This is a genomic window from Sphingomonas sp. Leaf38 (genome assembly GCF_001421825.1).
Classification (GTDB): Bacteria; Pseudomonadota; Alphaproteobacteria; order Sphingomonadales; family Sphingomonadaceae; genus Sphingomonas.
On the sequence record NZ_LMLD01000009.1, the window covers coordinates 675,835 to 689,594 of the forward strand.

Consider the following 13,760-nt stretch of genomic DNA (forward strand, 5'->3'; position numbering starts at 1 on the left):
AGGTTAGCTGCCATTCCGTTTAACGGTTAGTTATCAGCATCCGGGTTCATCTCCCCGAGCACGGCAAAAAGCGTCAGACGCCGCCATGGCCTTCTCGCGATCTACGATGAGGAAGCGAAGCTCGCTCTCAGCAGCAAGCAACGCACGCTCAATCTCAGCCCTGCCAGAGCCGGAGGGCGCAGCCAGTCTCGCTGCATTGCGCGACGTTGATCTCCGGGCGGCACATCGCCCAAGTATCTCGGTCACGATCTGCTCTCGCTCCGTTCGGCCAGCAGGAAACCCCACGCCAGTTTTTTCCGGAATCGGATCGAAGAGACAGCCAAAGTACGAAAAAAGCGGCTTACTTGCTGCTATTGGCAAAGCTTGTTCAGGCGCAGACTGTGCTGCCCATATAGCCAAAAACGTCGCCAAAATCATCGCATACCCCCACAAACGAATGCGCCAGCACCTTCCGCACTGATACTGGTCAACATACTCGCCGCGCAGTGCCAGCCTCTCTCAATGTCCGCAATCGGGCTCATGCGGGATGGCGGGTATGGGAAGATCACCCTGAATGAGCGGCTGCTTTCGAAGGCCCCGATTTGCAACCCGAGTGTCCGACATTGGGCGAAGGCACCCTGCCCCCAGCTTCCGGCCAGACCCACTTGTGGACATTCAGATCGCCCTTTCCGGCCCCCAACTTCGGCCGTTCGTTAATGTGCTTTGAAGCGGTTTGAGACGCGCGTCCCGAGGCCTCTCAAAATCGAAAACTTGCCCATAGAGCCGCGTAAGACGAGTCCCGGTAACCCGCAGTCTCCAACCCACTTTTGGCGAAAGCGTGTTCCAGCCGGCCGGTCAACGACAGGCGAGGACTGACAGTCCAGATCGTTTGCAGCCGTGCGACGTCGACAGTGCGTCGACCACCAGTGCCGGCCGTGCCAGCAAAGGGCGTCCCGTTCGATCGGTAGACGGCATCGCTCGTCGTCTCGCGCCAGGTGAACTGGTACTCGCCCGTCACGCGGAGCGTCCTGGCAGGCGAGACGGTCAGGCTGGGCGCGATGGCGACCAGGTTGGTCGGGGTCAAATAGCCCTGATAGCTGTAGTAGATGTTGTTGCCGTAGGGCGCGAACGCGTTCCTCAGCTTACCCTGCCCATTAGCGCCGCCACCCGTCGCATAGTCGAAGTGAAGACCCAGGCGGGGGGCGGTGTTCGCTTTGCCCAGCCGGTACGTCCCAGCCAGAAGCACCTGCCACGCATCGAGATGCCGGCCGCCAAAGTTGCCGCCCTGATGGTTAGCCGTCCAGTCGATTGTGACCGGGCCGGCATCGCCCCAGAGATGAGCGCCGACATAGGTCCGCTCTTCGCGCGCCGTCTCGGCTCCCCATGTCGTCTCCCGGTTGCGCAGACGCCAGACGAACGGGTCGAGATACAGCTTCGAACCACCGAACAGATGCTTCGGGAGGACGATACCCGCCGTGACGCCGCTGAATCGGCGGCCCCAGTCGATGGGATCGTCGCCGATCCCGCCGTTGCCGTAGGTCGTGTAGTAGAGGTCGAATACGTCGGCGCGCAGCGTTGATCCGCGTGCCCATGCCCGCACACCGGTCAGGCTAGTCTGCACCGTGTTGTTATCGCGGTTCGCGAGCAGAAGGTTCGAGCCATCGATGAAGACCTGTCGGCCGACACGTGCGCCGACTTCGGCCTGGGCGACTTGCCACGTGCCATCGACGAACGCCTGCTGAACGAGCAGCTTGTTCGACAGGGTGCCTGAGGGCGAGCCGATGTTTTTCCCATCCATCGGTCCCCGAGCAAGTTCGCCGTACGCGCGGAAATGCTCGCCGATGTGAAGGTCGGCACCCAGAAAGATGCGGTAGCTGTCCTGCCGCTGGCGCTCGGCTTTTTGGCCTTGCGGATTGGAGAAGTAGTTTACGCGCGTGCGCAACTCGCCGGACATGGTCAGGTACACATCATCCGAACCAATCGGGATGTATTTCAGGCGGTCGAAAATGTCGTCGCGCTTGGCTGGATCGCGCATGCTGCGCCAATCCTCGGCCCATCGGAGCGGATTGTAGCCCTGTTGCGTGTTGCCGTCGCCGGCAGCCGCGTCAGGATATGGGGTGGCGACCGGTGTCGCCGGCACCTGCGTGTTCTGCGCCTCGACCTGAGACGGAGGCTGCTCCTGGGCGGAAGCGTGGTGCGTGGCGCTCAAGCCTACGATCGCAAGACCGCAGCCCCGCACTAGCGATAGCCGGTTCATGCCGTACCTCTCCGCCGACTGGTCGATGCCAAGCCGGTCCTATGTCTGCTGGAGGGAATGGCAGGGCGGCGTCGTGCCACCCTGCCAAGCCCACGTCATTCCGCGAGTTCGCGCATCACCTTGATGAGGTCGGACTTGCCCTCGAAGCCGATGCCGGGAAGTTCAGGCATGGTGATGTGGCCGTCGATGACCTTCACGCCATCCGGGAAGCCACCATAGGGCTGGAACAGGTCCGGATAGCTCTCATTGCCTCCAAGCCCCAAGCCGGCTGCGATGTTGAGCGACATCTGGTGACCGCCGTGCGGAATGCACCGCGACGGTGACCAGCCGAACTGCTTCAGCACGTCGAGCGTCCGCAGATACTCGACCAGACCGTAGGACAGCGCGCAGTCGAACTGCAGCCAATCGCGATCGGGGCGCATACCGCCATGGCGCAGCAGGTTGCGGGCGTCTTGATGGGAGAACAGGTTCTCGCCGGTTGCCATAGGCCCGGGATAATATTCCGAGATCGCAGCCTGCAGCGAGTAGTCGAGCGGATCGCCGATCTCCTCGTACCAGAACAGCGGATATTCGCGCAGCATCTTGGCGTAGGCGATGCCCGTCTCCAGATCGAAGCGGCCATTGGCGTCGACCGCGAGCTGTGCTTGCGAACCGATCTCCTTCAGGACCGCTTCGATACGGCCACGGTCTTCCTCGATCGACGCGCCGCCAATCTTCATCTTCACGACGTTGTAGCCGCGATCCAGATAACCGCGCATCTCGGCACACAACTGGCTGTTGTCCTTGCCGGGGTAGTAATAGCCACCCGCCGCGTAGACGAACACGCGTGGGTTCGCCTCACGGTCGTGGCGCTCGGCCAGCAGGCGGAACAGCGGCTTGCCCTCGATCTTGGCGACCGCATCCCAGATCGCCATGTCGAGCGTCCCGACCGCGACCGAGCGCTCGCCGTGGCCGCCAGGCTTTTCATTGGTCATCATTGCCGCCCAGATCTTGTGGGGATCCAGATTGTCGCGCTGGTCGTCGAGGAGACTTTCCGGTGCAGCCTCCAAGATCCGGTCGCGGAACCGCTCACGGATCAGCCCACCCTGGCCATAGCGACCGTTCGAGTTGAACCCGTAGCCGACGACGCGTTTACCGTCGCGAACGACGTCGGTGACGACCGCGACGAGGCTCGCGGTCATCTTGCTGAAGTCGATATAGGCGTTGCGGATGGGGGACGAGATCGGCTGGGTGATCTCGCAGACGTCGATAATACGCATGATTGCTCCTTTGATCGATGATTGTGTGTGGTCAGGAATGGGTTTCGGTGGGGCCGGCGGGATGAAGGGTGATGCTGCGTGGCACCTCGCCCTTCTGCTCCGCGATCACGGTCCGCACCGTCTCGGCATCGAGCGCGCCCTCCCATTTCGCGATCGCGATCGTGGCGACGCCGTTGCCGATGAGATTGGTGACGGCGCGCGCTTCGTTCATGAAACGGTCGACGCCGAGGAGCAGGACGAGCCCCGCTGCCGGGATGTCGGGGAAGGTGGACAGCGTGGCCGCCAGCGTGACAAAGCCACCGCCCGCAACGCCCGCCGACCCCTTCGAGGTCAGCAGCAGCACGCCGAGGATGACGATCTGGTGCCACAGCGTCAGCGGCGTATTCGTCGCCTGAGCGATGAAGATCGCCGCCATCGTCAGGTAGATGCACGTGCCGTCGGCGTTAAAGGTGTAGCCGGTCGGCAAGACCAGTCCGACCACCGGCTTGGCAACGCCGAGGCGCTCCAGCTTCGTCATCATCCGCGGCAACACCGCTTCCGTCGAGCAGGTAGCAAAAGTGACGAGTAGCTCGTCCTTAAAGTAGCGGAAGAATTGCAGGAGCGGAAAACCGGCCCAGCGCGCGACGCTGCCGATCACGAACACGACGAAGATGATCGAAGTGAGATACACCGCGAGCATCAGGTGGCCGAGTCCCCAGAGCGAGCCGAGGCCATGCTTGCCGATGGTGTAGGCGACGCCCGCCCCCGCGCCGATCGGCGCCAGCTTCATGACCATGCCTACGATGCGGAACAGCGTCTGCAGCAGGGATTCGATCACCGCCATCAGCGGCTCGCCGCGTTTTCCGATCGAGACCAGGGCGTATCCCATGAGCACGGCAATGAGGATGATCTGCAACATCGCCCCTTGTGCGAAGGCATCGGCCATCGTCTTGGGGATGATGTTCAGGAAGAAATCGACGACGCCGTGCTGTTCGTTCGCCGCGGGCTGGTATTTGGCGATGCCGCTGGCATCCAGCGTCGAGACGTCGATGTTCATGCCGACGCCCGGCTTCATCACGTTGACGACCACCAGGCCGATCACCAGCGCGAGCGTCGAGACGATCTCGAAATAGATCAGCGCGCGGACGCCGATGCGGCCGACTTCCTTGACGTTGCCCATCTTCGCGATGCCGAGCACCACGGTGCCGAAGATGATCGGCGCGAGCAGCATCTTGATGAGCTTGATGAAGGCGTCGGCAAGCGGCTGAAGCGAGACGGCAATGTCAGGGAAGACGACTCCGATCAGCGCACCGACTGCGATGCCGATCAGTACCTGAATGTATAACTGGCCTAGAAGGCGTCGCACCATGGCTTCTCTCCGGCTCTCTCGCTAAAACTGCTTTTTCTTGTTTTGTGCCTGCCTTCTCGACCGTGCGAGTATCAGGATCAAATGCCGATGCGGTTGCGCCTTATGCCGTATCGGCATAAGTGAAGCTGCGGTGCTGGACGAGGCCGTAGCGAGGAAGAGCCATGCAACTGGACTGGCTGGAAGATTTTCTGACCCTTGCCGAAGAGCGTAATTTCTCGCGCGCGGCACAGCGTCGCAACATCACGCAGCCCGCTTTCGGCCGGCGAATCCGATCGCTGGAGCAATGGGTCGGCGCTGCCCTGTTCACGCGCACGACGGCGGGCACCACGCTCAGCCCTGCCGGCGAAATGTTCCGGGGTTATATCCAGGTATCAGTACGCGACCTGTATCGCGCTCGGGCCGCAGCGCTGGAAGTCGTGGATCAGGCGGCGTCGGTCCTCACCGTCGCCGCGACCCACGCTCTATCGTTCACGTTCTTCCCGCACTGGATCGTCGAGCACGCGCCGCACGAGCCGATCAACTTGAAGTCCGACAGCATGCAGGCGTGCGAGCGGATCATGCAGCGCGGGGAAGCCTCCTTCCTGCTCTCGCATCATCATCCGCTCCTGCCGACGTCGCTCGACACGCCGGATTTCCTCCGCGTCGAGGTGGGCGAGGATCTGCTCGTGCCGCTGTGCCAGCCCGACGATACCGGCGCGCCACGATGGACACTGGACTCCCCCGAGGTGCCGTACCTGGCCTACAGTTCAGAATCCGGCCTGGGCGGAATCCTGAAGGCGGATTGGGAGGCCCGTAGCCTCGCCCCCCGCCTCGAAATGGTGCTGCAATCGCGGCTTGCAGCCGCGCTGCTATCGATGGCGATCGACGGGCGCGGTGTTGCCTGGGTGCCGCTCTCGCTGGCGCAGTCGGCGCTCGGATCGGGCAAGGTCGTGCTGGCTGCCGATGACATATATTCGACGAAGATTGCGATCGCTCTCGTACGGCCGGCTATATCGTTGTCGAAAGTATCCGAGGCGCTGTGGGCATCAGCCTGCGAACCTGCCGGTTCGAAGGGGGGGCTGCACCGCTCCCCTCTCCCACATCATCCCTGAGCCGCAGTGACCTCACGGTTTCGGGCTACGATCTGCTTGTGGCTGAGCAGAGTCTTCGTCTCCATAAACCCCTTGATCAAAACGTCGCGATCGACCGGCGCCCTTGCCTTGTCCGCAGCAGACAATACGACCTGAAGCTCGGGCAAAGTCAGTTCGGTGCAATAGGCTGGCGTTCCCGGTTGCTGGTGCCAGGAGTGCGCAAGGTCGCCAGCATCCAGCGCATCGAAACCTGTCTCGTCCACCAGACCGCGCGCCACAGCCATGGCATGAGCATCATCGGCCGCAACGGGAATGGCAATCCGATGAGCCGTTCCGCTCGGCGTACCGCCATTCGTCAGCGTCTCGGCGAGAACTGCGTTGAACGCCTTTACCACCGGCCGGCCGAGGTGCTCGCTGACCCAGACGCTCTCCGGCTTGCCGCCGTCGACGTCCGCGATGTTGCCGTCGCGCATCGGATAATAGTTGGACGTGTCGATCACGACCGTGTCGGCGGGTACATCGACAAAAACACCGGCGACATCGGGTATCTTCGCAAACGGGATCGAAAGGATGATCACAGCGACATCCTTGACTGCGTCCTTTGCAGAGACCGGAACAGCGCCGACCTCCGCTGCCTTATCGCGAACGGCTTCAGACCCTTTCGACCCGGCGAGCTTCACAGTGTGTCCCGCCGCGACGAATTTCCGCGCAAGCGTAGCGCCAATGTTTCCCGCGCCGATAATGCCGATCTTCATGGTGATACCTTCCAAATGTTATTTGAGCTTCGCCTGCGCGACAGCGACGTCTTGGCATTCGAGGTCGATTAACCGTGGAAATGCACGCTGTCGGCGACTGGTACGCGGTCCATCCGCATCCGGTTTCCCGGCGCCCCTTCGTCGGGATAGCCGAACGACATGCCGAACAGCATCTTCATCTCCGCGGGGATGCCGAGAACCTCACGGATCGTACCTGCGTAGAAACCTAGTGACGTCTGTGGGATACCGCCCAATTCTCTGGCAGCGAGCGACAGCAGGAATGTCTGGCCATACATGCCGATGTCGCCGGCTGTTCGGACATTGTCACCAAAGGACGGCATGAACAGCAGCGCGACCTGCGGTGCGCCGAAGAACGACAGGTTGAGGGCTGCAGCACGACGTCGCCCCTCCTTGTCCTCCCGCATCACGTTCATCGCCTCGTAATAGGCCTTACCCTGCGCATTCTTGCGCTCGCCGTAGCAGCCGTAGAAGGCGCCCATGTCGAACGAGAAATCGGGCGAAAAGTCCGCCGCATCGTTCTTCTCATGCAGTATCCGCGAAAGCTCGGCCAGTTTCGCACCACGGACGATGTGCACGTCCCAAGGCTGCGTATTGCAGTTCGACGGAGCACACTGCGCGTCTTGCAGAACTGCGTCGAGAACGTCGTCGGGAACGACCTTGTCAAGAAACCCGCGATAGGAGCGACGCGTGCGTGCCGTCTCCTGGAAGGGCAGCGTGCCGTCGGGCGATGTGCCGTTGTCGGAAGCGCTTAGAGTATTGGTCACGGGGTACCTCGTTGATTTTGATGGAACGGAGCCGGAGTTTTTGAGGCCGACAGCTACTGGAGGCGGGGATCCCGGCCATATTGCGCGGGCACGCCAAGATGATCGCGCAGTGTCGCGCCCTGATAGTCCCGGTGGAACAGGCCGCGCTCCTGCAGGACCGGCACCAGCTCCTCGACGAGCGGGGGCAGACCGTCCTCATAGACGTCGGGACATAGCCAGAAACCGTCTGCCGCCCCCGCTTCGAACCAGGTCTGCATATGGTCGGCTGCTTCCACCGCTGGCCCGACGATCACCGGGTGATAGTCGATGACGCCGTGCGCCAGCACGTCCCCCAACGACCAGCCTTCGCTTGCTACCTTGAGCGCGTACATCGAACGCGGGTCTTGTCGCGACGGACACGCCGCGGCGAGCTGCGCTTTCGTCAGTGGCTCGCCGAGCTGCGCCGGATCGAGCGCCAATCCGAGCATCTGCCCGAGATAGCCGACCCGTGGCTCGAAGCTGAAACCCGACATCGCGATCCGGCGGTCGAGCGCCGCACGCCGGTTCGGCGCGATCGTCGTCATAAGGCCAGCGAAAAACTTGATCTCGTCCGGATCGCGACCGGCGCGTTCGGCCGCATCGCGTAGCGCCATCCGCTGCGCTCGGGCGTCTTCCATCGTGAAGACGGCCCCGATCACGCCACTTGCATACCGTCCCGCAACCTCTAGCCCTTGATCGCCTCCACCGGCCTGGAAGATCACTGGCTGCCCCTGTTCGGACGGGGGCAGCGGCAGCGGTCCGCTGGTCGCAAGGTGGCGGCCACGTAGATTGACCGGCTTGATCTTGGCTGGATCGGCGAAACGTCCCGACGCCTGATCGTGCAGCCAGGCGCCTTGCTCCCAACTCCCCCACAGGCCTTGCACGATCTGGACGAACTCGTGCAGCCGTTCGTACTTCTCAGCGCGCGGCGGCAAGGCGCGACCGAAATTGGCGGCGACCATCGGATCGCTCGTCGGCACGGCGTTCCAGCCTGCGCGGCCGTGACTCATCAGATCCAGCGCCTTGAACTGTCGCGCCAGGTTGAACGGCTCGCTGAACGTCGACGACCCCGTGGCCACCAGACCGATCCGTTCCGTCCCGCGCGCGACCGCTGCGAGCGTCATCATCGGTTCGATGTTCAATTGCTGTGCGTCGGTGGCGATGTCAGCTCTCAGCGCCGGAAAGTCGGGCATGAACAGAAACTGGAACTTGCCGCGCTCGGCGAGCTGCGCGTAGCGCACCAGAGTATCGAAGTTGGTGAAGCCAGTGGGATCGACGCCCGGCATGCGCCACGCGCCCGCCTGAGAGCCGTAGCCGTTCCCGAAGACCATGCCGATCAGCATCTGTTTGGACGTAGTGATGTCGCGTTGCTCCCCACGACGAATGATGTCTGTTCCCAGGCACCGAATTCCATTAATGGGGATACTCCCCGCTTACAGGTCAGATATGGGGAGAATCCCCGTTTATCAAGAAAGCATTTTGTGGCGCCATCATCGACCGCTCGCACGCCTCGCAAGGACGCTCAGGAAAATCGCGCGCATATTCTGGTCGTTGCGGGTCAGGCGTTCGATACCGAAGGCATCGATGTATCCATGGATGCGATCGCGAGACAGGCAGGTGTCGGCTCTGCGACGCTCTACCGCAACTTCCCCAACAAAGATGCCCTTCTCGTTGCCCTGCTGGCCCCGCATCATGACAAATTGATGCGGGAAAGGGCCGCGATAGACCAGGAGGACGGTCATAGCGGTCATAAGCTTCAGCGATGGATCGACGCCCTGGGCGACTGGATGCTTGCCTATGACGGTCTTTCTGAGCCGTTGCGGGACGCTTGGTCCACCACGACCTCCCCTCTTAGACCGACCTGCGCAAACCTGATCGAAATCACCGATCGATTTTTACGGGGTGCGCAGACCGATGGCTTTGCTCAACCGGACTTCTCAGGTCAGGATATTTTCCTTGGAGCTCTAGCGATAGGGTGGGCAAGCGGACGATCAACCACGCATCCAGAAACGCGAAATGTCCTGCGGAACCTGTTGCGAAATGGATGGACCGTTTCGGTACAAGGGCGACGCTAAACGACGCCTGGAGGGCTACGTCCTAGCTCATGGCAGAGAAGTGCCCGCCTTTCCACGAGGCCCCATAGTCCGCCCTTCGTGCGCCCTTCCCCGTTTCCCAACTCCAAACACTCATTCATCCGCCAAGTGCGACCACAGCTCAACCCGACATCCCGGCTGGCAACGTTGAGACGAAACCGCGAGTACCCCTGATAACACCGACTGTGTATCGGGGGGCATGCAGCTGACCTCATCACCTCCAGCACTTAGGTCCGAAGCGGGCGACAGCCTGTCACCTCGGAGCAGCTGAATGGCAGACGGTGCCCGACAGGGGCGCGGCGGTGTACCCCTCCGCCCTACCACGTGGCGCGAGCGACTGGGCGCGCTGCGCAATCTCCCACCCTTCCTCGCCATGGTGTGGGGTAGCAGCAGGGCTCTTACCGCCACGACGGTCGCCGTACGGCTGGTCCGAGCGCTTTTGCCCGTGGCAACGCTGTTCGTGGGCAAGCTCATCATCGACGAGGTCGTGCACCTGAACCATTTAACGGCCCGTCCGGTCGGACTCACGGGATGGCTGGGCTCCGGACTGCTCGATCGGCTGGAGGCACTGCTACTGGCCGAGTTCGCTCTGGCGGTCGCTTCCGACCTCCTTGCCCGGATCGTGTCGCTCGTCGACGGGCTTCTCTCCGACCGTGTCAGCAACGACGCGAGCGTAAGGCTGATGGAGCACGCTGCCACCCTGGATCTCGCCGACTTCGAGGACGCCGCCTTCCAGGACCGCATGGACCGCGCGCGTATGCAGGCGAGCGGCCGCATGTCGCTGATGGGGCAGCTGTTCGGTCAGGCGCAGGATATCATCACGGTCGTGACCTTCGCCGCGGGTCTGGTCGTTTACGCTCCGTGGCTGATCGTGCTGCTCGCCGTCGCCCTGGTGCCCTCGTTCCTCGGCGAAGCGCACTTCAACGCGCTGAGCTACGCGCTCAGCTACATGCGCACGCCGCAGCGGCGCGAACTCGACTACGTCCGCCAGGTCGCCGCCAGCGCGGACACCGCCAAGGAGGTCAAGATCTTCGGCCTCAGCCCGTTCCTGATCGACCGCTATCGCACCATCTCACGCGACACCTACAGCGCGAGCCGACGGTTGGCGCTGCGCCGAGCGGTTTGGGGCTCGGGCTTCGCCGCTCTTGGCACGATCGCTTATTACGCCGCCTACGCCTACATCGCCTGGCGCGCGGTCACCGGATCGATCTCGATCGGCGACCTTACCTTCCTCGCGGCCTCGTTCCTGCGGCTCCGCGGACTGCTGGAAGGACTGCTCACCGGCTTCTCGTCGACCGCCGGCCAGGCATTGTACATCGACGACCTGTTCTCCTTCTTTCGGACCGAGCCCGGCATCCGCTCGCCTGAGGGAGCGCTGCCATTCCCCGATCCCGTTCGCCAAGGCTTTGTCTTCGAGGATGTTGGCTTCCGCTATCCGGGCGCCGAGCGATGGGCGGTGCGGCACCTATCCTTCACGTTGGGATCAGGCGAGGTGGTCGCACTGGTCGGCGAGAACGGCGCAGGCAAGACCACGCTCGTGAAGCTGCTGGCGCGACTGTACGATCCGGTTGAGGGCCGCGTCCTGCTCGATGGACGCGACCTGCGCGAATACGATCTCGACGGCCTGCGCGCCGCGATCGGCGTGATCTTCCAGGATTTCGTGCGCTACAACCTGCCTGCCGCGGACAACATCGCGGTCGGTCGCATCGAGGCGCGTGACGATCGCGGGCGGATCGAGGCGGCAGCGTCGGCCGCGCTCGCCGACGGCGTCGTCGCCAAGCTGCCGGATGGTTACGACCAGATGATCGGCAAGCGGTTCAGGAACGGCGTCGACCTGTCGGGTGGCGAATGGCAGAAGATGGCGATCGCTCGCGCCTATATGCGCGATGCCCAGGTGTTGATCCTCGACGAACCTACCGCAGCGCTGGACGCGCGCGCCGAGTACGAGGTGTTCCAGCGCTTCCGGGAACTCAGCGCAGGACGCTCCGCGGTGCTGATCTCACACCGATTCTCAAGCGTGCGCATGGCGGACCGCATCCTGGTGCTCAGCGACGGAAGGGTGGAGGCGTCGGGTACGCATGACGACCTGCTTGCTGCCGGGGGCCGCTATGCCGAACTGTTTGAGCTTCAGGCCGCGGGCTATCGTTGATCCGCAGGCGCCAAGTGTCGTGCCCAAGAGAGAGGGAGAGAGAGAGACAAAGAGGATTGTCGGGCCGATCGACGTGCGGCAACGCCTACATGTCCATCTCACCCGCCAAGAGCTTGCGATCGCGCTCCGCAAGCTCGGTCTCGTCGGCCGGAAACATCATCGCCAGGCCATTGGTAGCGGCGCGCTCCTGAACCTCTTCGACGAACGGCCGCAATTCGGTTTCGTAATGACGAAAGGCTGCAGCGTGATCGTCGGGATATCGCTCGAGCGCGTCCGCCAGCCGGCCTGCGCCGATGATCGCCATCGAGCCACCGAACCCTGCAAGCGGCGAGACGCAGTAGCCCGCGTCGCCGACCAGGGTCACACGACCGCGCGACCAGCAGGTCATCCTGATCTGATTGATCCTGTCGAAATAGAAGTCGTCGTCCCCGTCCATGCTGTCGAGCATCGCCGGCACTTTCCATCCCAAACCGTCAAACTGGTCGTGGATAAGGCGGCGTTGTTGAGCGCGATCGCGGTAATTATAGTCGATCTCGCCGATCGTCCGAAAACCGAAGCCGATGTCCGTTCGATCCTCATAGCCGTTCAGCATCGCCATACGCCCAGGCACGCTGAAAACTTGTGACATGTTGGCGGGAAGCAACCAGATGTGCGGCACCACCTTCAGAAAGAAATAGCCGCCCATGAAGTAGACAAATTGCTCGCTTTCGCCAAAAACGAGGTTGCGCGTGTTGGACCGGTTGCCGTCGCACCCGAAGACCAAAGCATAGTCGCGCCGGTCGCCGTTGCTCAAGCTCACCGACACGCCGTCTCTGCCCTCATCGAGTTCGACGATCGATTGGCCGAACAGGATTTCGACTTCGTCCTTCACCGCGGCAGAAAGGATATCCAGCAGATCATCACGGTGAATCTCGTATCGTTCGGGCGCCTCTGGTTCGTTGCCGATACCGATCGATCCCAAGGTGGCGTCATCCGCGTCCTTGAACTCAAAGCCACGCGGGGGCAGCGCCTTAGCGCGCACCGCATTTGCTAGTCCCATGCGGCTAAGGATTTCGATCGTCTCTCCTTCGATATCCACGGGCGTGCCGCCCCGCCGCAGTTCAGATGCCGTTTCGACGATCGTGACGTTGTGCCCGAGCCGATTCAGCCAGTAGGCAGTAGCGAGGCCGGCAAAGCTCGCGCCACTGACGAGCACCGATTTACGGCCTGCTTTGATCGCTGCTGGCATGACGGTTGACGAAGGCATAGGAAGATCCTCAAACTGGAGACGTTACATATCTATACCGAGTATATATTGATGTTCAAGCCATGACTGGACCGAATCCAGACCGTCGAACGCGCAAGAGGCTCGTGACCCGACAGGCGATATCCGATGCTGCCACGCGCCTGTTCATGGAGCGTGGCTTTGACCGGGTGACGATCGACGAGATCGCGGAGGCGGCCGATGTCGGACGCATGACGGTCTTCAATCATTTCCCGCGAAAGGAAGACATGTTCTTCGACCGCGAGCAGGAGGCCCATGATGTCGCTTTCGAGGCCATCAGATCGCGCTCACCGGGCACGTCGCCAATCGGGGCCCTTGGCGAGCTTGCCCATCGCATGGCCGACCAGCGTGAACCGGCCTTCCCACTGTTTGCGGATACCCAGGCCTTTGTTGAGACGGCACAGGCAAGCGAGGCGCTGAAGGCTCGCGCACGACAGATGCGGGACGATTTCATCCGCGCTCTGGCCGCTGTTTTGGCCGAAGCTGTTGATAGCCCCAGCGATGATGCGAATGCCTACCTTGCTGCCGCGCTGATTACATCGGCGTGGAGCACCGCATTCGTACAGTCGCATGCCAAAATGAGCGAAACGGGCGACCTTGATGCAGCGAAGGGCACTTTCCTGGCCATGGTCGACCGAGGAGTGCGCGGTACGCATGCTGCCCTGTATGATACACCTTACGCCCCAGGTTCTTGACCCACAGGTGGACATTTAGCCCGCCCTTCCCGCTCCCCAACTTCGGACGCTCGTTCATCGTCGCGAACGACCAGCTTGCCACCCTGGA

11 protein-coding genes are annotated in these 13,760 nt (G+C 62.3%); 4 read left to right on the forward strand and 7 right to left on the reverse strand.

Annotated elements, in window-relative coordinates:
- Positions 1-736: 736 nt before the first annotated feature.
- From ASE88_RS05265 to dctA, 3 genes are all read right to left on the reverse strand, one after another.
- Positions 737-2,188, reverse strand: coding sequence for an alginate export family protein (locus tag ASE88_RS05265; RefSeq protein ID WP_235527831.1), 1,452 nt, complete (start codon positions 2,186-2,188; stop codon positions 737-739).
- Between the two features lie 143 nt (positions 2,189-2,331).
- A complete protein-coding gene (locus ASE88_RS05270) occupies positions 2,332-3,495 on the reverse strand; it encodes a mandelate racemase/muconate lactonizing enzyme family protein (protein ID WP_056476136.1) in 1,164 nt (387 codons plus the stop codon).
- A gap of 31 nt (positions 3,496-3,526) precedes the next feature.
- Positions 3,527-4,843 carry a C4-dicarboxylate transporter DctA gene (dctA, locus tag ASE88_RS05275; RefSeq protein ID WP_056476139.1) on the reverse strand — a complete coding sequence of 439 codons (1,317 nt, stop codon included), beginning with the start codon at positions 4,841-4,843 and terminating at the stop codon, positions 3,527-3,529.
- Between the two features lie 161 nt (positions 4,844-5,004).
- Here dctA and ASE88_RS05280 point away from each other — a divergent pair, with 161 nt between their 5' ends.
- Entirely contained in the window at positions 5,005-5,934 is a 930-nt protein-coding gene (locus ASE88_RS05280) for a LysR family transcriptional regulator (RefSeq protein ID WP_056476142.1), read from the forward strand.
- Here the strand turns inward: ASE88_RS05280 and ASE88_RS05285 are convergent.
- The 3 genes from ASE88_RS05285 to ASE88_RS05295 all read right to left on the reverse strand — a co-directional run bounded on the left by ASE88_RS05285 (position 5,925) and on the right by ASE88_RS05295 (position 8,814).
- The gene (locus ASE88_RS05285) at positions 5,925-6,668 is read right to left on the reverse strand and encodes an NADPH-dependent F420 reductase (protein WP_056476145.1); all 744 of its coding nucleotides are present in this window, start codon (positions 6,666-6,668) and stop codon (positions 5,925-5,927) included. The genes ASE88_RS05280 and ASE88_RS05285 overlap by 10 nt on opposite strands.
- Before the next feature lie 68 nt (positions 6,669-6,736).
- Positions 6,737-7,453 carry a nitroreductase gene (locus ASE88_RS05290; RefSeq protein WP_056476148.1) on the reverse strand — a complete coding sequence of 239 codons (717 nt, stop codon included), beginning with the start codon at positions 7,451-7,453 and terminating at the stop codon, positions 6,737-6,739.
- Positions 7,454-7,506: 53 nt separating this feature from the next.
- The gene (locus tag ASE88_RS05295) at positions 7,507-8,814 is read right to left on the reverse strand and encodes an NtaA/DmoA family FMN-dependent monooxygenase (protein WP_056476151.1); all 1,308 of its coding nucleotides are present in this window, start codon (positions 8,812-8,814) and stop codon (positions 7,507-7,509) included.
- Positions 8,815-8,838: 24 nt separating this feature from the next.
- Between ASE88_RS05295 and ASE88_RS18225 the strand changes: the two genes are divergently transcribed.
- Entirely contained in the window at positions 8,839-9,546 is a 708-nt protein-coding gene (locus tag ASE88_RS18225) for a TetR/AcrR family transcriptional regulator (protein ID WP_235527832.1), read from the forward strand.
- Positions 9,547-10,009: 463 nt separating this feature from the next.
- The gene (locus ASE88_RS05305; protein ID WP_235527833.1) at positions 10,010-11,713 is read left to right on the forward strand and encodes an ABC transporter ATP-binding protein; all 1,704 of its coding nucleotides are present in this window, start codon (positions 10,010-10,012) and stop codon (positions 11,711-11,713) included.
- Positions 11,714-11,798: 85 nt separating this feature from the next.
- Here the strand turns inward: ASE88_RS05305 and ASE88_RS05310 are convergent, their stop codons facing one another.
- Positions 11,799-12,959: an FAD-dependent monooxygenase gene (locus ASE88_RS05310; RefSeq protein ID WP_200910154.1), complete on the reverse strand. Its 1,161-nt coding sequence runs from the start codon at positions 12,957-12,959 to the stop codon at positions 11,799-11,801.
- 104 nt (positions 12,960-13,063) lie between these two features.
- On the opposite strand from ASE88_RS05310, the gene ASE88_RS05315 reads away from it, so the two are divergent.
- Positions 13,064-13,672, forward strand: a complete 609-nt coding sequence (locus ASE88_RS05315; protein ID WP_200910155.1) for a TetR/AcrR family transcriptional regulator — start codon at positions 13,064-13,066, stop codon at positions 13,670-13,672.
- Positions 13,673-13,760 lie beyond the last annotated feature (88 nt).